17 protein-coding genes, 1 tRNA gene, 1 rRNA gene and 1 pseudogene are annotated in these 19,092 nt (G+C 40.8%); 14 read left to right on the top strand and 6 right to left on the bottom strand.

What is annotated here, in order from left to right:
- The first annotated feature begins 125 nt into the window (after positions 1-125).
- The 11 genes and pseudogenes from DK846_RS04850 to wtpA all read left to right on the top strand — a co-directional run bounded on the left by DK846_RS04850 (position 126) and on the right by wtpA (position 9,319).
- A tRNA-Cys gene (locus DK846_RS04850) sits at positions 126-197 on the top strand.
- Positions 198-200: 3 nt separating this feature from the next.
- A 5S ribosomal RNA gene (gene rrf / locus DK846_RS04845) occupies positions 201-322 on the top strand.
- Between the two features lie 98 nt (positions 323-420).
- Entirely contained in the window at positions 421-675 is a 255-nt protein-coding gene (locus DK846_RS04840) for a hypothetical protein (protein ID WP_109967753.1), read from the top strand.
- A gap of 558 nt (positions 676-1,233) precedes the next feature.
- Positions 1,234-1,473, top strand: a complete 240-nt coding sequence (locus tag DK846_RS17415) for a hypothetical protein (RefSeq protein WP_146201130.1) — start codon at positions 1,234-1,236, stop codon at positions 1,471-1,473.
- A gap of 64 nt (positions 1,474-1,537) precedes the next feature.
- Positions 1,538-2,778, top strand: a pseudogene (locus DK846_RS04835) (Coenzyme F420 hydrogenase/dehydrogenase, beta subunit C-terminal domain).
- A gap of 493 nt (positions 2,779-3,271) precedes the next feature.
- Positions 3,272-5,383: a molybdopterin-binding protein gene (locus DK846_RS04830; RefSeq protein WP_109967752.1), complete on the top strand. Its 2,112-nt coding sequence runs from the start codon at positions 3,272-3,274 to the stop codon at positions 5,381-5,383.
- A 57-nt stretch (positions 5,384-5,440) separates the two neighbouring features.
- The gene (locus DK846_RS04825) at positions 5,441-6,250 is read left to right on the top strand and encodes an ABC transporter permease (RefSeq protein ID WP_245926463.1); all 810 of its coding nucleotides are present in this window, start codon (positions 5,441-5,443) and stop codon (positions 6,248-6,250) included.
- Complete coding sequence (locus DK846_RS04820) at positions 6,247-6,891, top strand: ATP-binding cassette domain-containing protein (protein ID WP_109967750.1); 645 nt, start codon at positions 6,247-6,249, stop codon at positions 6,889-6,891. Before DK846_RS04825 ends, DK846_RS04820 begins: the two co-directional genes overlap by 4 nt.
- Before the next feature lie 15 nt (positions 6,892-6,906).
- Positions 6,907-7,773: an argininosuccinate synthase gene (locus tag DK846_RS04815; RefSeq protein WP_109967749.1), complete on the top strand. Its 867-nt coding sequence runs from the start codon at positions 6,907-6,909 to the stop codon at positions 7,771-7,773.
- Positions 7,770-8,333, top strand: coding sequence for a molybdopterin-dependent oxidoreductase (locus DK846_RS04810; protein ID WP_181391626.1), 564 nt, complete (start codon positions 7,770-7,772; stop codon positions 8,331-8,333). The genes DK846_RS04815 and DK846_RS04810 overlap by 4 nt, the downstream gene beginning before the upstream one ends.
- Positions 8,303-9,319: a tungstate ABC transporter substrate-binding protein WtpA gene (gene wtpA, locus DK846_RS04805; protein WP_109967747.1), complete on the top strand. Its 1,017-nt coding sequence runs from the start codon at positions 8,303-8,305 to the stop codon at positions 9,317-9,319. Before DK846_RS04810 ends, wtpA begins: the two co-directional genes overlap by 31 nt.
- Positions 9,320-9,390: 71 nt before the next feature.
- On the opposite strand, the gene DK846_RS04800 is transcribed toward wtpA, so the two are convergent.
- The 6 genes from DK846_RS04800 to DK846_RS04775 all read right to left on the bottom strand — a co-directional run bounded on the left by DK846_RS04800 (position 9,391) and on the right by DK846_RS04775 (position 15,790).
- The gene (locus DK846_RS04800) at positions 9,391-10,005 is read right to left on the bottom strand and encodes a hypothetical protein (protein ID WP_109967746.1); all 615 of its coding nucleotides are present in this window, start codon (positions 10,003-10,005) and stop codon (positions 9,391-9,393) included.
- A 728-nt stretch (positions 10,006-10,733) separates the two neighbouring features.
- The gene (locus DK846_RS04795; RefSeq protein WP_109967745.1) at positions 10,734-11,468 is read right to left on the bottom strand and encodes an ABC transporter ATP-binding protein; all 735 of its coding nucleotides are present in this window, start codon (positions 11,466-11,468) and stop codon (positions 10,734-10,736) included.
- Positions 11,453-12,382: an ABC transporter ATP-binding protein gene (locus DK846_RS04790; RefSeq protein WP_109967744.1), complete on the bottom strand. Its 930-nt coding sequence runs from the start codon at positions 12,380-12,382 to the stop codon at positions 11,453-11,455. Before DK846_RS04790 ends, DK846_RS04795 begins: the two co-directional genes overlap by 16 nt.
- Entirely contained in the window at positions 12,379-13,218 is an 840-nt protein-coding gene (locus DK846_RS04785) for an ABC transporter permease (protein ID WP_109967743.1), read from the bottom strand. The genes DK846_RS04790 and DK846_RS04785 overlap by 4 nt, the downstream gene beginning before the upstream one ends.
- On the bottom strand, positions 13,215-14,186 hold the full coding sequence (locus DK846_RS04780; RefSeq protein ID WP_109967742.1) for an ABC transporter permease: 972 nt from the start codon (positions 14,184-14,186) through the stop codon (positions 13,215-13,217). The genes DK846_RS04785 and DK846_RS04780 overlap by 4 nt, the downstream gene beginning before the upstream one ends.
- Positions 14,187-14,203: 17 nt before the next feature.
- On the bottom strand, positions 14,204-15,790 hold the full coding sequence (locus DK846_RS04775; protein ID WP_245926462.1) for an ABC transporter substrate-binding protein: 1,587 nt from the start codon (positions 15,788-15,790) through the stop codon (positions 14,204-14,206).
- Positions 15,791-15,839: 49 nt separating this feature from the next.
- On the opposite strand from DK846_RS04775, the gene DK846_RS04770 reads away from it, so the two are divergent.
- From DK846_RS04770 to DK846_RS04760, 3 genes are all read left to right on the top strand, one after another.
- Positions 15,840-16,733 carry a class I SAM-dependent methyltransferase gene (locus DK846_RS04770; protein ID WP_109967740.1) on the top strand — a complete coding sequence of 298 codons (894 nt, stop codon included), beginning with the start codon at positions 15,840-15,842 and terminating at the stop codon, positions 16,731-16,733.
- Between the two features lie 476 nt (positions 16,734-17,209).
- On the top strand, positions 17,210-18,295 hold the full coding sequence (locus tag DK846_RS04765; protein ID WP_109967739.1) for a FecCD family ABC transporter permease: 1,086 nt from the start codon (positions 17,210-17,212) through the stop codon (positions 18,293-18,295).
- Positions 18,295-19,092, top strand: coding sequence for an ABC transporter ATP-binding protein (locus tag DK846_RS04760; protein ID WP_245926461.1), 798 nt, complete (start codon positions 18,295-18,297; stop codon positions 19,090-19,092). Before DK846_RS04765 ends, DK846_RS04760 begins: the two co-directional genes overlap by 1 nt.

The following is a 19,092-nucleotide window of genomic DNA, read 5'->3' as shown; positions in this document are numbered from 1 at the left end:
ACGCACGAAGGCAACGACGTGTTCAGTCCGCGATTACTAACTGTCTTTATCTTCCAGTTCTTCAAACCCAGACGAAATCTTAAACGTAGCAATTTCCAATACACAGCCTTGATTAACTCAAGCCGGCCAAGGTGGCGGAGCGGCCACGCGGTTGACTGCAGATCAACTATACTCCGGTTCAAATCCGGACCTTGGCTCTCAATAGCGGCCACAGCAGGTGTGTCACACCCGGTCTCTTTCCGAACCCGGAAGTTAAGACACCTCACGTAGGGGCCAGTACTGAGGTACGCGAGTCCTCGGGAGAACCTTTACGCTGCTATTGTTCCCTAATTCGATTGACTCTTTTACTGATACTTTTATACGAATATTATTGTAAAACCAGTATCTTAATCTAAAAGATATTGCTAATTATGAAACAGGATGGTTGAAGAAGTCAGGTCAGTCGAGCAATATGAATGGCTTGTGTACTTGTTTAATGGATTTACACTAGTTTTTGTTGGATTGTATCTTATTGGCTCTCTGATAGGGGCGACTAATAATGAGAAAACTCTTCCGACTCTTATAGCTTCTTTAGCCTGTATTGTTATGTCAATATACTTCTTTGCTGAATCGATATTTGCAAAGAATAGGAAAGAATTTACTCTTGATTTAACTATTCTTCGTCCGAGAAGATAAATAACTCTAGGTTTTTTGGAAGAAACTCCATACTCAATAAGTCTAATAGATCATGGGTTTCCGATTTCCCAGAAATCAAAAGAAATTATATGAAATAATCGTGCTAATTTGATGATTTTGTTTCCATTTTGCGTTTAAATAAATTTTTTATTATTCATTCATACCGAACGTCGTGTCCAGATGTGGAGAAAGGCTTAGAATCCACCTGGAGAAGCAAGGGGATACTGGGAGATTATCGCTGATTTTGCAGCAAAGATGGGATATGTAGGCAGTTCCCGTGGAAGAGCTCAGAAGAAATCTTCACTGAGATGTCAACACTCACTCCGTCTTATGGGGGAATGACCAACGAGCATCTCAAAAACCTGAAGCACTCCACTGGCCATGCCCGACCACTAAACACCCGGGAACTCTGGTACTTCCATTGAGCGCTTTGGAACACCTAATGGAAAAGGAATCATGTCAGGAATCTCGGTTAAATATTAGACTGAGAGACCTGATGCAGAATTCCCCCTTCTGCTGACTACCGTTCGGTGCATCTAGTACTGGCACACCGGAACCATGACCCGCAGGTCTGAAAATCTTGAACGAGAAGAGCCTATCGGATGGGTTGAGATCAATGATGAAGATGCCAAGGCTCAAGTCACTAAAAGCGGTGAAATGGTAAAGCAATCAGTCGCCCTGGAGAGATCCAGATTACATCTCGTGTCACTGACACCATCAAGAAGGATGTCATGTTTATCCTGTTCCACCTTGTGGAATGTGCAGCAAATATGCTTACTATCAATGCCCTTGACTTAATCGCTAAGATTCATGAGTAAAAAGCTTTTGCTGTAAAAATTGAGAAGATCCAGGAGGCCTGAAGATGGTACCAAACGGCGATATACTCTATGCATGGGCAAAAGATGCAGATATCATAAAGAAAGGAGAGTGTGGTAGAGCCGTTACTGCACTCCTGAAGCATGCTCTTGAGAGCAAAACTGTTGATGCAGTTTTCGCAATAAAGAAGGGATAGGATGTGTATGATGCAGTTCCTGCATTCATTACCGATCCGGCAGAAATAGCATCCATGGCAGGTTCACTACATTGTGGAACGCTGCTTCTTCCAAAGATCCTGAAGAAGTACTTTGACGGTGTCAATAACATGAAGATCGCAGTCACCTGCAAAGGCTGTGCTGTCATGGCTTTCTACGAGCTCGCAAAGAGGAATAGATCAATCTTGATAATGTCATCATGATTGGTGTCAACTGCGGATGATCAGTCAGCCTGGTTGCAGCAAGGAAGATGATCTATGAGAAGTTTGGTGTCGACCCGAACCTGGTACACAAAGAAGAGACCAACAAGGGTCAGTTCATCATCGAGTACGAAGGCGGACACAAGGGCATCAAGGTCGATGAACTTGAAGAAGAAGAATACGGACGGAGATCCAACTATCGTCGCTGTAAGATGAAAGTTCCACGCGGAGTAGATCTTGCATGTGGTAACAGGATAGATATGGGTGACAAGGCAGGAAAGGCAACTTTTATTGACTTCTGCTCAGAGAAGGGTGCAAACCTGGCATCAGCTGCCCAGTCCGGTAGTGCAATCGAAACTGCAACTCCTGATCCAAAGGGTATTGAAATCAGGGGAAAAGCCGAGAAGGCAATGCTTAAACTCGGTGACGAGTGGAGACACCTGGACTTTGAAGCTCTTGGATCCGGTAAGGACCGGTTGAAGACGATCATGCATGAGAGCTCAAAATGTATCAAGTGCTTTTCATGTATCGATAACTGTCCGATCTGCTACTTTGTTGAGTGTTCTACCAAGAAATCCTGGTACATCACTCCGGGTCAGGTTCCTCCAGGCTTCATGTTCCATCTGATCAGATTTGCTCATATCTCAGATTCCTGTATCAACTGTGGTCAGTGTGAAGAATTCTGTGCAATGGATATCAGAAATGCACTCTTTATGCACGCTCAGCAGGTAGAGATCGAGAAGATGTTCGGACATGTTCCGGGAAAAGACATGACTCCGCCAATCCATGCACTTGCAGAGGAGAAAACAGAGCGTGCACGGCTTGAAGCAACTGGAACCGACTCAATCTACAAGAATATATTTACCGAGTAATTATGTTCAATGAAATACTCTGAATTGGAGTATTTCTAATCTTTTTTGAATGTACTGGTGTATTTAATAAATACCACATTGCTATAATTTCTCGGATTTCGCTTTATTCACAATCAATCACAACAACTATATTCAGCAGGAAACCTTCTGGCTTTCGATGATATCTATAGTGTTACAATTAGGTTTATCAGCAGAATATGAGTCAGTGATATAAGAAGCATGAATCCAAATTCAAATATGCCTGAATTAGTTGAATTTTGTGATGCATCTATGGTAAAAATTAGGATTACTGTAGATCCTTTATTTTCTTTGATAAGAATCTAAATCTGAATTGTTAATTTAGGTAACTTTACTGTACTATTATTCCTTGCAATTGGTAATCAATTGGTATAACAATCAATTTACAATTACATTTCGCATATGATTTATGTTAACACATTCAATTCTAGAAGGTATTTGGAAGATTAAATGGTGTAATGGGGAGTAAATCAAAATGTTAGATTGTTGTAAAAAATTAAATATTAATTGTATTAATTTAATCTTACTAATTTCACTCCTTCTGATACCTGTAAGTGTCAGCAGCAGTGAAATTCTATATGACGGACCATTTGTCATTTCTGACAACCCGGTTGGAATTACCTCATATGTATCCAATAAAACGTATGATATTGCAGATAACACCCCTCTGGGTCTCCTTGCTTCAGTACCAGATCTTTCATTGAAAGTTTCTGATAAGAAATATCAGGATAAAGGTATACTGCTTCTTGATGGAATTGGTTCGTATGAATACAATAAAGGATCTGGCAACACCTGGGTATGCGAAATAAATGGTGTTGTCCTTAATGATTATGCAAATCCGGAGACTGAAGGACTCAACATAAAAAAAGTGACAGATGATGATACTGTAGTCTTTTATTATGGAAAGAGTCCCATAACCTCTGCTACTGCTATTGCATCTCTGAAGTTTTCCAATTCAGGATCAAATACTGACTCTGTTAAACCTTCTTCAGAAAAAAAATCTCTGGATAAAGCCCCTGTTATTTCGCAACAAATGGCCTCCGGGAATGATTCTTATGGATCCTGGTCACTTCATTTGAACGGGGCGATTAGTGATACAATAAACCAATCATTCTTTGAAGAAGCTGCTTCCTGTCACTCTGGATCATGGAAAGATAAAGACGGAAATGAGTATACTGGTCTTCCTGTCTGGCGACTTCTCGGATGGGTAGATGATAATGTCTCGCATGGGAAATCAGGATTCAACCAGACCGCTTTTGATTCCGGATACACTATCATAGTTAAAGCAGGTGACGGTTTTACCAGAGAATTTTCTACTACTGACATAGGAACTTCTGATGATGTAATTATTGCAAACCAGGTGAATGGAAAACCTCTTGCAAAAGAGGGAGAAAAACCTTCGTATCCGCTCAAACTCGTTGGTCCAAATATCACGGGAGGCAATTCTGTTGGCAATATTGTTGAGATACAATTAACCGGACTTCCCTCCTTATTGGAAGAGCCAAAAGAATCGGCCAAATCAACCGAAAATCTGAATACCACTTCTTCATCTATCCCGAAGGTCCACGTTGTCTTGTATGCCCAGGATGGTAAATCAGTCCTCAATGAAACAACTGTTGATTATCAATGGATGGAAAAGAACCTTCCAGTAATAGGAGATGGGAAGAAAGAATTCCGGTACGAAGGAATTACCAACAATCCCAAGGACATATGGGATAGCAACCTTTCATTCCCAGGTGGGTTTAAAATCAAATCTGCAGTAAAAGGAACCCTGATAAAAGATCTAGTTGACCTTGTTGGCGGAATGGAGCCTGGTACATCGGTAAAACTTGTTGCATCTGATGGATACGAGACGAAACTTGGTTATTCATCTGTATATCCAAACCCTGATGCAATTAAAAAAGCTGGTGAACCGTTTATTGCATGGAATAAAGATGGAAAGAATGTTCCAGAATTCAAAGACGGATATCAACTATTCTTCACTGGTGGAGATGATCAGACTTTTTCAAACTGGGATATGCATGATACCATGGATTCCAATTACTGGCATTATTACTGGGAAGGCGGAGTCCAGTATCCATCTGCAGCAGGTCTGGCATCAAAATATATTGATGAGATACAGGTTTTTAGTGTCCCTGAGTCAGCATGGAAACTAGATCTTGATGGATCAGCCTTAGGCGGAGTTGAAACCAATATTTCAAGTGGATATTTTGATTCTGCTCTTGTTTGTCAGTTTGGCTCGAATCATTCTGCATCATATACAGATCATGATGGGAAGATCTGGAAAGGTATGCCTCTCTGGTTCCTTGCCGGATTTGTAGATGATGCTGATCAACATTCGAATAATGCCTACAATGAAAGTTTAGCTGATAATGGGTATCAGATAATTATCACAGGAAAGGACGGAACTACCAAAGTCATTGATAGTACTGATGCAAAAAGAAACGACAAATACATTATAGCATCCACTGTTGATGGTGCTCATCTCTCAAAAGATGATCCATCATGGCCGCTGATTCTTACTGGCTCATCAGTGTCAGAGCCGGTATTGGGAGTCAGCAAGATAGAACTCAAACCTCTGAACTAAGATGTTTGGTAATTTTTAAATTCTAATTTTTTACATCTAGGAAAGGGCAGATGAAATGTGGAGCTCGATCGTATGAATCGTCCGGATCTCTTCACAACATCCTGCATACTAATTGGTTCTGTTCCTGTTCTTCTAATTATTCTCGGGCTTTGCGTCCTAACCGGACTCCAGATTTCAAATCCAGAAGCATTTGTCGAAACTGTAATTGATCCATCAGTTGTTGATTCGCTGGTTCTCACCCTCAGCGCTTCTGCAATGGCAACCTTACTCTTATCAATCCTTGGAACACCTCTTGCGTATATCCTTGCAAGGAAGTCTTTTGTCGCAAAAAAATTCATTGAAGGGTTGATTGATCTGCCACTCATTATTCCACATACCGTGGCGGGAATTATCATATATCTCCTTTTTATGCATCAGGGATTAATCGGTCAGCCTGCTTTACTTGTTGATATCAGGTTTGAGGAGACCTTTTCAGGGATTGTTATTGCAATGTTTTTTGTATCCATTCCATATTATGTGAATACAGTCAGGGAAGGATTTAGCCATATCCCTGTTCGGCTCGAAAATGTAGCCCGATCTCTTGGAGCCACTCCTGGGATGGCATTTCTTCACATAACTCTTCCTCTTACTACACGCCACCTCCTCACCGGAGGACTTATGGCATGGGGTCGGGGAGTAAGTGAATTTGCAGCCGTGATCATGATTGCCTATCACCCTATGATCATATCCACGCTTATTTATCAGCGATTTAATACCGGTGGGCTGTATGCTGCGACTGCAGTTGCATGTGTAATGGTTTTCTTCTCATTTTTGATCTTTATTTTAATCCGCATCATTAGTGGCAGAATTCTTAACGAGGTACAATGATTGCGATATCCAATCTGGTTGTTCATGCCGGGCAATTTGAACTTGTGATCGATTCGTTTACTCTTCCTGATGATGCATGGTGTATCATCTCTGGCCCGTCGGGTTCTGGAAAAACTCTATTTCTTGAGACAATTGCCGGATTTTATCAGCCATGTTCAGGAAAAATAATTCAGAATGGAATGGATATAACATATTTTTCTCCAGAAAAAAGAGGGATTGGCATTGTATTTCAGGACTATTCGTTATTTCCTCACATGACGGTAGCAAAAAATATCGGATATGGTCTTGCGATCAGACGCCATTCTGATATTCATAATATCGTACTGGATATTTCCCGGAAACTGGGTATTGACTCTCTTCTCGATCGAAATCCATTAACTTTGTCCGGAGGGGAGAAACAGCGGGTCGCTATAGCGAGAGCCCTGGTGGTAAAACCTAAACTTCTTCTTTTAGATGAGCCTGCTAGTGCTCTTGATCTTCAGGCAAAAAAAGAATTATGGGATGATATCCGTGACCTCTTTGAACAGGGTGGCCTTACGATCATACATGTCACCCACGATATAAGTGAATCGAATAATCTAGGTACTCATAAAATCCTCCTGATGAACGGGAAGATTGTGAAAACGATAAAACATGAATAATAGGGGAACGATAACGTGAAAAGGACATCTTTAAAACTGAGTACTGACAACTGGGATAAATCTCTTCAGTTCTCTGATATCCAGCGGCTTCTGGCATATTTCCTGCTTTTAATTTCAATTACTGTACTACCTGGTCTTGCTGCTCCCACAACCTCACTTGTGGTTTCAGTCATTGAAAACAACACGACAATTGAGCACCGTGTTCTTGATTACCAATGGATGGAACACAACCTTCCGGTGATGGGAGATGGAACAACTCATTATTATCATCAGGGTCCGGTGTTTCAGGGAGACCCCTGGAATCCGAATGAATCTGTTAATCTACGGGATATGGGAGCTATCAAAGGAACTGCGGTCCGTGATATCTGCCATATTTTTGGGGGTCTCAAAGAAGGTGATGAGGTAATGATTAAAGCTGCAGATGGATATCATATCCAGTTTTCATCTGACTTCATTGAGAATCCAGGTGCTCGTGCCGGATCTCTTACAATTGCTTGGTATAACGGGGCAGAAAGTGGTGGAGGTGAGCGTCAGGGGACTGGGTATGTTCCTGATTATTATACGGGAATGCGGGTTGTTTTCTGTTCACCGGAAAACCCGGATACTGGAAAACATGTGTATGGAAATGCTGACATGAATGTTACTCTGCCAGCACAGGCCCAGTACTTTTACTCAGGACTTTACCCCTCAACAAGTGGATTATCTCCGAAATGGGTGAACGAAGTCCGGATATACCGGGGAGGTTTTAGCGGGGATAAGTCGGCTCCAATTAAGGACACTCCTTCTCCTATACCAACCCAAAAAGCTGGAATTTCGTTCATTCCCCTGGTTTTTTCGGGTCTGATCTTACTTATGTCATGGGATATGAGAAGAAAACTATGAAATTAATCACTTCATTATTCATGCTCCTGATGATTATGGTCATGGTACTCTTCTCAGGATGCATGACACAACAAGGTGATGGAGATACACAATTTAAAGGCTGGAATCTCACTCTTTCATGTGATGGAAAGGAAAGTCATCTTTCGCTTGCAGATCTTAAAAAAATGCCCGTTTATACTGGTAATGGCTATCTGGTATCCACAACCGGGATAAAATACGGTCCATTCGTTGGAACCGGCGTTCCTTTATCAAACATAGTACAAACAATGGGTAAATCAAATGAAAACAGTCGGGTGTACCTATATGGATCTGATGAATATCTTTGGGTGCTTGAGTCCGGCCAGGTATCAGGAGATGGATATATTACCTTTGATGAAAATCTGAGCGAAATTCATAATCAGAAGATCACCCCTGTATTGATGTATGAGCAGGATGGGAAATCTCTCAGTCAAGATGATGGCGGTCCTGTCCGGTTTGCTCTTCTGACTGACCATGCAGGAGTAATAACTGAAGGAAGTGGATGGGTTAAATGGGTTTCACGGGTAGAACTCCATCAGTAGGATACATCCTGATTTTTATCATCATTCTCATTTTGATGCTGGTCTTCGCATCTGGATGTTTCGAACAAAAAGAAAAGAAATATCCTGTCAGAGTAGTTGCTGCCGGAAGTCTTCTTCTTCCTTTGGAAGAGATAGAAAAAAGATTTGAACAAAAGTACCCGCAATGTGATATCCTGATAGAAGGTCATGGAAGTATTCAGGCCATCAGGCAGGTTACTGATCTGAGCCGATCATTTGACGTAGTTCTGGTTGCAGACGAGTCGCTTATACCACTTTTAATGTACCAGACAATGCCAGGAACAGGAAAAAACTGGACTGATATGGATATTCCGTTTGGCAGGACTGAGATGGTACTTGCATTCACAAATCAAAGCAGGTATGCAGGTGAGATAAACCGTCAAAACTGGTATGAAATTCTCAAAAAGCCAGATGTACGAATAGGTGTGGCAAATCCCGTTCTTGATGCAGCAGGTTATCGCTCCATTATGGTACTGGCTCTAGCTGATCGGTATTATGGCTCTACCAATATCCTTGATCAGGTATTTACAGGTCATTTTACTCCTGAAATTCCAGTTGAGAGAAAAGAGAATTCAACATGGGTGATCCTACCTGATGTAATGAAACCCTCTGGTCAGAAAGTGTCGATCAGAGATGGAAGTATCTTCCTTCTGTCATTGCTAAAAACAGGAGGAGTAGATTATGCATTTGAATACAGATGTGTCGCAGAAGGAGCAGATCTGCCATATATCAGACTTAATGATGAGTTAAATCTTGGAAATCCTGAATTCTCGGATTTTTACAAAACTGCCGTTGTTGATCTCAACTTTCAACGTTTCTCATCTGTTAATCTTACCAGAATTGGATCTCCTCTTGTGTACGCAGCATGTATCCCTGCTAATGCAGCTCATCCTCAGGAAGCAGCCGCTTTCATTAACGAACTGACCGGGGAGAATTCAAATATTACTGGAATGCCAGATCCCTTGTAAAAAAAATACCTCTTAATCTTTTTTCAAAAAATAAGAGTTTCAGATTTCTCATGATGTTTTGAATAAATTGTTTATTTGTCCATCTGGAGATCTATCTCAGCAATCTTTGCTACTGACATTCCTTTTGCTGATGGATATAGGATTTTATCTGCAGAATTGTAGAAGTAATGCTGATATGATTCAGGAAGTGTATTCTTCATATCTGTATTTCCGTATAAACCGTCAGGGGCGGTAAAGTAAAGTCGGTATCCGTTGTCCTCAGGGAGGAGTCCTTGATCTGCATACCAGTATGCTAAAATTGGTAAACCTTGATCTTTGGGAGGATTGATTATATTTTCTGACGGCAATGTTTTTTGAAAGCCATCTTCAGCTACAAAGGTAACATTAATGATTTTGCCTGAATAGTTTGCTTTATCGAGAATCTCCTTTACCGGGACACCAATAACTTTTGTTTTTAGGTTATCAATGTTTAATGATGCTTCAGGATCCCAGAGGTTCGAGGGATCAAATGTTGGCCCCTGGAAGCTCAATAGTATTCCCCCGGGTGCACCAATAGATGTCATTGAAGTATTGATATCAGCAAATGAGTACTCGGTTTTTGAAAGGATCTCTGATGTGTCTTTGTTTTTCTCAACAATAACAAGTCCGGGTTCATCAGCGGTTACTTGAACTCCTGAAAAAACCATAATCAACATGAATAGGCACAAGGAGATAAGTGGCAGGTTTATTTTTAAATGCATAATGTCACCTAATATTTTTGGATATTTAATTGGTTAATAATTGTCAGTTTGCTCTATTTTTTTATCCGAAAAAATCTAAAAAAGGCTGAAATTTCTATGTTAACTAAAGTTCAAATTTCGTTTTGGGATAAATTCCTAAAAACTAAGTAACAAATGTGATTTATTTCGTATTGGCGGATTTTATTACTTGATTAGGGTAATATCGGGACTCGTTTTCCGGTTATTGGCTGTGAGGTAATAATAATTCTTTAAACATTCGCTATCATATTATTGTTGATATTACTGATGGAATTTTTATTTGCTGAGCATATCTTTTGTTTTTTATAATATGCGAGTTCATTATAAAAAAATACTGGATGTATCTTTTAATTACATGATCCTGGTTGATGAATATCATATGAGTTTGAAAAACCAATTTTCCTAATATGGCCTTATTTTTTTAAATAAGGCCCAATTTGTAAATTCAGTTAGGGGATCTGAAATCCAATCATTGATATGCTTATATTATCCTTTATTTCAAAAGATAGCCATGAATTTCGATTTTATAAGGGCTCTTTATCACCTCTCCTATCTGATACATACAATTAGTCGGATTGATGCAAGATTATGAAACCTCGTTTGAATATGATGATGTTTTTAATCCGGTTTAAAATGGCGATATTATTAAAAAAGGTCTAATTTATAGTCGTATTTCTTACTTCAGGGGTATTCAGAGAGATTTCAGATACTATTCCATTTCGAATGAGATACTGACGGTTTGATAAAAACCCGACAACCGCCGGATCATGAGATATCAGGAGATATGCTATCTTTTCACGATTCTGAAACTCTCTGAGAAGATGAAGAATCTGTGCCTGCACCGAAATATCGAGTCCTGAAGTTGGTTCATCAAGAATTATTAGCCTGGGCCTTGAAAGAAGAATTCTTGCGAGAGCCAGTCGTTGTGCTTGTCCTCCAGATATCTGATCAGGATACCGGGAGAGAACTTCAGGATGAATGCCAACTTTTTCACAGAGTGACGTGATGCAGTTGTTGTAATCAGAAGAAGAGTAGCCAAGGAGATCGGCAACACATTCAATTGATTGACCTATCGTTCTGAATGGGTGAAATGTTCCTTGAGGATCCTGAAAGAGCATCTGAACCGATCTCCGGTAATCAGACCAAATCTCCTGGTTTGCTGAGTGAATATTGTTTCCCCGGAAACTCACATCTCCTTTATCCGGGCGTTCGATTCCCGCAAGAATTTTACCGAGTGTAGTTTTTCCAGAACCTGATGGTCCCATCAGACCAACAGATTCTCCTTCATAGATCTGAATACAACAATGAGATAAAATAGCCTGCGATCTTCCAAGCAGGCTTTGACGGTATGTTTTATGCACATGATTTGTCTCAATCAATACCGGTGGCATCTGACCTCTCTCTCTTTGTATCTGACAAGGTCAGGATGGAAATGATTACAGGGTTCATCACTCATGGTGCATCGTGGAGAAAATCTGCATCCGGCTGGGATTTCTGAAAGTGCCGGTGCCATACCGGGAATCGGAACAAACCCATGTTCTGGAAGACTCATGAGAAGGGATCGAGTATACGGGTGCATGGGCTGAGTAAGGATATCTGATGTCAAGCCAGATTCAATCACTTCTCCAGCATACATCACCATTATTCTTGTTGAGAGGCTTCTGACAAAAGAAATATCATGAGAGATAAGAATAATTCCTCTCATATCTGATTTAATTTCTTCAAGGGACTGCTGAACATCTTTTACTCTGTCATAATCAAGCCCTTTCGTTGGTTCATCCATAATAACTATCCCGGAGTTCAAACCTGATACAATCGCAAGAAGAGCCCGCTGATTCATTCCCCCTGAACACTGGCATGGATACTTGCTGATAATATCAGAATGATTACACCCTGCCTGACGCAGAATTGTCTCAATCGTTTGCTTGTCTGCAGGTTTGTTATGAATTTTCAAAGGTTCAGCAACCTGTCTTTTGATCATGTAAAGGGGGTTGAGTGATCTGTCAGGACTCTGAAAGAGAATTGCAATATGATCTCCGCGAATCCTCTCCATCTCTTCTTCTGTTAATTGTGTAATACAAATATCATTGATGAAAATGTTACCGTCTATCCTGGAAGAAGATGGAAGAATTCTCATAATTGCGTGTGCTGCAACCGACTTTCCACATCCTGATTCACCAATTATTGCAACTGTCTCTCCCTCTGCAAGAGTTAAAGAAAAATCTGATACTGCACAGACTTCACATTCCCCGGACCTGAACCAGACTGATAATTTCTCAACCTGCAGAATTTTTTTGTTCTTCAATCAAAGGCCCTCTCAGTCTGTTTTGTCTCCCATATCGATCCGATTCTGACACATGCGAGTATCATCAGAATAATGCAAATCGCCGGAGGTCCATACCACCACCACATATTTCTGATAAATCCTCCATGAGAGAATGCATCAGCAATCATTTTTCCCCAGCTATTCATAGTGGGATCTGATAATCCGAGAAATGACAGGGATGCTTCAGAAATTAATGCCCCGGCAACAACAATCATTAATTTTGGGAGAATTACCGGGTAGAGTACAGGAACAATATCCCGTGTCATGATCCATCCGGGAGAAAACCCAAACGTTTTTGATGAAAGAATAAATCCTGAACCGGTCACCTGCATGACACGGGATCTCACCATTCGTGCTGTGGTTTCCCAGGATAAAAAACCGAGAACAAGAATGAGGAGCAGAATGCTTGGTCTTGTTATTGCGGCGATAAGAATGATTACCGGAATTTTTGGAACGATGAGCACGAGATCGGTCAGACCCATCAGCAGATCATCAATGATTCCTGAAAAATAGCCTGCAGCAAGTCCGATGACTAGTCCTATCATCACTGAAATAAATCCTGCTGAAAATGCGATTATCAGAGAGACTCTGGCTGAATAAACAACAACCGAGAAGATATCGTGTCCGACATCATCAGTTCCAAGGATATGATCTGATGTTGGGTAAAGAAATGGTTTATACCGTTTGGAATTTTCATTTCCTGAAATAGCAGCAGGAAAAATTGCACAGAGTAGGAATAATCCGAGGATAATTACAGCCCATATAACACCGGGCTGCAGATATTTTTCATATCCCTGATAAATTGAAAATTTCATGATCCAATTATCCTGACCCGTGGATCTATGATTGCGGTAAGAATGTCTACAGAAAAATTTGCAATAATTACCAGAATTGAGATAATGAGAAATGAACCTGTTAATACTGGAATGTCCCTGAGTAAAATTGCATCATAGATGAGACTTCCCATCCCCTGTAGTGAGAAGACGATCTCAATGAACAATGCTCCGGAAAAGAGAAATCCAAAATCGAGACCGATCAATGTTATCACCGGAATTATCGCATTCTTTGTAACCTGTCTCCAGAGTATTCCTGATGAGGGGATACCAAACGAACGTGCACATTGCGGATAGAGAAGATCCTTCTCACTCAATACTGATCCCCGCATGATAACGAGATTTCTGGAACCATAAAAAAGGGTCAGGACCGTGATGGGAAGAGTAAGATGGTATATAATACTCAGAGGATCAGGAGTATCATAGAGTCCTTTGAACGGAAATAACTTAAATTGAAAGGAAAATACTGCCAGAAATAATAATGCGAGCAGGTAAGGCGGAACTGAAGAGATTAAGAATGATATAGCAGTGATAATCTTCGCCCACCATGTATCCTGGTTCCATCCGACAACTGCACCGATGAGAATACCTGTGATCGCTCCGGCGATGGCAGCAGTTCCGATAAGGAGCACTGTCCATGGAATTCTGGCAGCGAGAAGATCTATGACTGGTGCATGCAACTGGTACGAGAATCCAAGATTGAATGTTCCGAGATTTTGAATATATCTGACAAATTGCTCTGATAATGAAAGATTTAGTCCCATATCGCTGCGGATTTTTTCAATTGTTTCAGCAGAAAGCCAGACGTCATCGCCAACAAGATTGCGGACCGGGTCTCCGGGCATACACCTTGGGATAAAAAAGACAATACACACAACCAGGACAAGGGAGAGAAGATATCGTATGCTTTTTCGTACAATAAGAATATACAAAGCAGAATGGTCAGACATAAAAAAAAGGTAGGTCTTCAGGCAACCGGTTTAACACCGGTAAACGTGAATTCATTCATTATTCCGTATAGCGGGCTGGAATACCATCCGGTAATGTCTTTGTTATACGGAGTTACGTCATTTTTCCAGTACAAGGGGATGCCTGGCAGGTTTTCTGCATAATAGTTCTGAACTTCCTTTGCGTACTCTTTTAATTTTGATTTATCTGTGGTGGCGAGGATGTTATCACAGAGATCAAGGAATTTCTTGTCATCTACAGTATGGAGAACGCCCTGTCCGGTTCTTCTGCTGTCAAAATACCCGGTCGCCCATCCGGCATGCATAAGCATACCCCAGGGAGTTGTCCGGGTCAGCGTGATATCATACTTGTAATTATCCTTAAGATCAAACCAGGTGTTGTCTTCAACAGATTTTATGTCTGTACCGATTCCTACTGCATTAAGGTATTCTTTGAGCAGTTCTGCTTCACGAGAGAAACTATTCCTGATTAAAAGTTCCAGGACGGTATCCTTTCCATCAGGGCCTTCTATGATACCATTTCCATCTGAATCCTTGTATCCTGCTTCCTGAAGAATCTTTTTTGCATCCTCTGGATTGTACTGCATGGCCTGTGTGTCGACATATCCATCCATTGCCGGAGGAACAAACCCGCTGTTTGGAATGCTGCCATGTCCAAGAGTGGACACCTGGACAAATTCAGGATAGTTTATGGATTCAGCAATAGCTTTTCTGAAGTTTACATCACTCAGTGGTTCATTTTTCAGGTTAAATCCAAGGAATGTCATTCCGCTGGTCGGAGTTTCAAGGATATCAAATTTCCCTGTGGCCTTAAGTGAGTCAACAGCCGAATATGGGTAGGCATCTGCATATTTCCAGTAGGTATCCATTGCTCCTGATTCAAGGGCTTTTGCTGCAGCGTCAGCATTCTTAAACCAGCTGATCTCTACCTGGTCGTAATATGGAGCATTTCCTTTCCAACTGGGATTCTTTTTGAAAATGAGTTTCCCTGCGTTGAGGTCAATTTTGTCCACGTAAAATGGACCGCATCCGACATATGGGCCGTTACTAGTAAAATTTACAGGATTGTCGATTGATTCCCAGATGTGCTTTGGCATTATGGAGTATGATGTAAACTCTCTATCCAGGTTTGTGTAGGGTTTGTTGAACGTAAACGTGACTTTGTTTCCGTCTACCTGAGTATCTTTTAGTGTTTCTCCGATCCAGCCGGCACTAGGAATACTCTTACCATACATATTTATCGAAAATGCTACGTCCTCTCCGGTTACTGGTTTTCCGTCACTCCAATACTGGTTAGGTTTCAAATTAAAAGTCCATTTTGTATTATCAGATGATACATCAAATGAATCAGCAAGAAGACCTATAATTTTTCCACTACTGTCCATCTGCATAAGAGGGGGGTTTGAGATATGGTTAAAAAGTCCGGTTGAATAATCTCCCAGAAATGAGGGTGATTTAATCTCATTTAATGTAGCAATCCGTAATGTCTTCTCTTCCGCTGCCATGCAGCATGTCGTCATCGTGAGTAATAGGAATAAAATCATTCCTGCTTTCACTGTCATAAGACGAACGTGTCTCTTCATCATGAATACTATGTGTTAATAATTAAAAAATGATATTATTTTATTGTGGTTTATGGCAATTAGTAACGCTTCATTTTATAATATTTTGGATACGAATTCAATCTCCTGGTCAGAGATTTGGAAAGAAACGATGATCAACAACATTATCACCCGGGGAAACGGTGATTGTGCCAGCGTTTGGAATTCAATAGACAAAGCCAGGGAGTTTTGGATACAAACCCAGAGGAATAAAACCAGATATGATTCTATACTCTCGGCTATCTTACCATATCAGCCCTCAAAAGTCCTTGATATCGGAAGTGGGCCCGGTGCGATTACTCTCCCTCTTGCCCGGTCGGGCTGTCATGTAACAGCTATTGAACCAGCCTATGGGATGAGTGCATTACTTGCTGAGAATGCAGCTGAATTTGGGGTGACAAATATTGAGATTGTTAGATCACGATGGGAACATGTAGTTCCTGATGAGATCTCCGGACCCTATGATACGGTAATTGCATGTTATTCGCTTGGCATGCCTGATATTTCAGAGGCAATCTTAAAGATGGAGAAGGTTTGTAATGGGAGAATTTTTTTGATCTGGTTTGCCGGTGTTACTCCCTGGGAGCAGACAATTCGTGACCTGTGGCCTCATTATCATGATAAAAAGTATTCACCCGGTCCAAAAGCTGACGTTCTTTATCAAATCCTTTATGAAATGGGTATCTTTGCAGATGCTACAGTTTTTCGCGAATCATCGGTTGAAGAGAATATGAGCTTAGATGAGATTGTCCGTGATTATGCTTCCCGGATAGGCGTTTTGGACCGATCAGATCTTTCGTATATGGAAAAGTACTTCCAAGGATTAGAGCCGGGCAATAATGATTCTTTCAAATTAAAAGGTGACCTTATATCGGTAATATTTTCATGGAAGAGCAGGGGTAGTTCTCATATGCTGAAAAAACAGTAAAGTCATCGTGTAGTCAGTTGGTCGTATTTTAAGGCGAGGGAGATGGTTTCTGTAATGAAGTAATTACCCCGTCTCTGTTGAAGGGTCACTACTCCTTCAACATGGTTGGATCGAATGCATGTTTCTTTCCTTCTGGTTGTACTCCACCTCAAAGAATCAAAACTCATTACAGTAGTACATTTACAATTATGTAATAACTAGTATGAATATTTTCAGATGTAATTTTTCAATGCATACTAATTATTACGATTTGGTTTGAAAAAAAATATTGATAATTTCAAATGTAGTATTTAACTAAACAAAATATTTAATGGATGCAAAAATGTTTCTAATATTTTATTGAGATACATTTTTCATTATGATTTCATCCTATGCTAACAATTTTATTTAAAAAAACATCAATATAATAAAAATCGTAACAATAAATAGATCATTTCTTTCATTCATATGATGATACTTTTCAGCAGAGCTTAGAAATGAACTATAGTAATACTGCTTTGAAACAGATCTACCACTCAGAAAAAACAAAAAAGTGGATGATTATCATTTCACTTCTCATCCTTCTCTTCCTGTCATGTATGTATGCCATGAGTGCCGGTTCATATCATCTGCCCTTTGAGCGAATTTTTTCCATCCTGTATCAGATGATTGCCAATCCTGCATCTCTTGCTACAACACAGTCTGAAAAGATAGTTGTCATAGATTTCAGATTACCACGGATTCTGCTTTCAATCGTCACCGGAATCAGTCTTGCTGTGGCAGGTTGTGTGATGCAGGCACTTCTCAAAAATCCTCTTGTAAGTCCTTTTACTCTGGGACTCTCTTCAGCAGCTTCTTTTGGAGCTGCGATGGCTATTGTATTTGGATCTTCTCTCTTCCCTTTTATCCCAGTCCAGTACCAGAATGGTTCAATTATCATATCAGCGTTCCTGCTTGGATGGTTCTCAATACTTCTTATTTACGCCATATCGCGGATGAAAGGCTCCTCTAGTGCGACACTGATTTTGTCAGGAGTAGTCATTGGATATATCTTCACTGCAGGAGTGATGATCCTCAAGTATCTTACCAAAGATGAAAAACTTCGTGAGATCACCCTCTGGCTCATGGGAGGCATGTGGGGAGCTAACTGGGGAGCTGTGTGTATTGTTGCTCCCATTACCCTGATCTGTTTTCTATATCTTGAATCCCGGGCATGGGATCTCAATACACTTGCAGCAGGAGATGATGTTGCTAAAAACCTTGGAGTACACGTCAATCGTCTCAGGCTTGTGGGCCTCTTTGTTGCTACTCTTACATCATCTGCCTGTCTCGCATTTACCGGGATAATCGGGTTCATTGGATTAATGTGCCCACATATCGGCAGAATGCTAATCGGCAACGACAACCGGTATCTGATTCCTTGTTCTGCACTGCTCGGTGCTCTGATCCTTTTGATATCAGACACTGCAGCCAGAACTGTTATGGATCCGATAGAGATCCCGGTAGGGGTAATCATGTATGTCGTTGGAGGGATCTTTTTTATGATTCTCATTCTCCGGGGACAGCACCGGGTGATCACCTGATGGGGAACATGATACTTGAAGTCAGGGATTTGTCTGTGAGATTTGGAAAGACTGATATATTGAAATCAATCTCCTTTGATCTTTCTCCTGGTGAAGTACTCTGTATCATTGGACCAAACGGGTCTGGGAAAAGTACTCTCATTAAAACTCTTGCAGGAATCATCAGCCAGAATAGTGGTTCTGTTTTTCTTGATACGAAGAATATTTCAGATTATTCTAAGCACACGATTGCAAAAATCATCGGGTACGTTCCGCAGGACTTTCAGTATCTTACTTCTGCAACCGTACTTGAAGCAGTCATTCTTGGAAGAAGACCACATGTTGAATGGTCATTATCTCAGCATGATCTCGATGTGGTCCAGGCAGCAATGGATCGCCTCGCTATCTCTCCTATGGCAGAAAAGATGCTGACAGAACTCTCGGGTGGTGAACGACAGCGGGTATTTATTGCACGGACTATTGCTCAGAACCCGGATATTTTCCTATTTGACGAACCAACCAGTGCTCTTGATATTAAATATCAGATTGATGTTTTTTCAATGATCCGGGAATTATCAGAACAACATACGAAATCCATCCTTGTCGCAGTGCATGACCTGAACTTTGCCTACCATTATGCTGACCGGGTCATGCTGATTGATAAAGGACACATTGTAGCTCTTGGTACTGCTGAAGAAGTCATGACTGAAGAGAATATAATTTCAGTCTATGGTGTGCCAATGCAGTTTGTGAATACAGAATCCGGGAGATATGTTCTCCCGATCTGGAATAATGTAAATTCAGCCCTCATAGTCTGA

Source organism: Methanospirillum lacunae, from assembly GCF_003173355.1.
GTDB classification, from domain to species: Archaea; Halobacteriota; Methanomicrobia; order Methanomicrobiales; family Methanospirillaceae; genus Methanospirillum; species Methanospirillum lacunae.
Note: the sequence above shows the minus strand (reverse complement) of the source record. Positions and strands in the feature narration are given on the sequence as shown.

What these genes read in the sequence shown, in the direction of transcription:
- DK846_RS04770 (WP_109967740.1), top strand. Translation starts at nt 15,840, where the DNA reads ATGGCAATTAGTAACGCTTCATTTTATAATATTTTGGATACGAATTCA.
- DK846_RS04840 (WP_109967753.1), top strand. Translation starts at nt 421, where the DNA reads ATGGTTGAAGAAGTCAGGTCAGTCGAGCAATATGAATGGCTTGTGTAC.
- DK846_RS04760 (WP_245926461.1), top strand. Translation starts at nt 18,295, where the DNA reads ATGGGGAACATGATACTTGAAGTCAGGGATTTGTCTGTGAGATTTGGA.
- DK846_RS04810 (WP_181391626.1), top strand. Translation starts at nt 7,770, where the DNA reads ATGAAATTAATCACTTCATTATTCATGCTCCTGATGATTATGGTCATG.
- DK846_RS04775 (WP_245926462.1), bottom strand. Translation starts at nt 15,790, where the DNA reads ATGATGAAGAGACACGTTCGTCTTATGACAGTGAAAGCAGGAATGATT.
- DK846_RS04800 (WP_109967746.1), bottom strand. Translation starts at nt 10,005, where the DNA reads ATGGTTTTTTCAGGAGTTCAAGTAACCGCTGATGAACCCGGACTTGTT.
- DK846_RS04765 (WP_109967739.1), top strand. Translation starts at nt 17,210, where the DNA reads ATGAACTATAGTAATACTGCTTTGAAACAGATCTACCACTCAGAAAAA.
- wtpA (WP_109967747.1), top strand. Translation starts at nt 8,303, where the DNA reads ATGGGTTTCACGGGTAGAACTCCATCAGTAGGATACATCCTGATTTTT.
- DK846_RS04780 (WP_109967742.1), bottom strand. Translation starts at nt 14,186, where the DNA reads ATGTCTGACCATTCTGCTTTGTATATTCTTATTGTACGAAAAAGCATA.
- DK846_RS04820 (WP_109967750.1), top strand. Translation starts at nt 6,247, where the DNA reads ATGATTGCGATATCCAATCTGGTTGTTCATGCCGGGCAATTTGAACTT.
- DK846_RS04795 (WP_109967745.1), bottom strand. Translation starts at nt 11,468, where the DNA reads ATGCCACCGGTATTGATTGAGACAAATCATGTGCATAAAACATACCGT.
- DK846_RS04830 (WP_109967752.1), top strand. Translation starts at nt 3,272, where the DNA reads ATGTTAGATTGTTGTAAAAAATTAAATATTAATTGTATTAATTTAATC.
- DK846_RS04785 (WP_109967743.1), bottom strand. Translation starts at nt 13,218, where the DNA reads ATGAAATTTTCAATTTATCAGGGATATGAAAAATATCTGCAGCCCGGT.
- DK846_RS17415 (WP_146201130.1), top strand. Translation starts at nt 1,234, where the DNA reads ATGACCCGCAGGTCTGAAAATCTTGAACGAGAAGAGCCTATCGGATGG.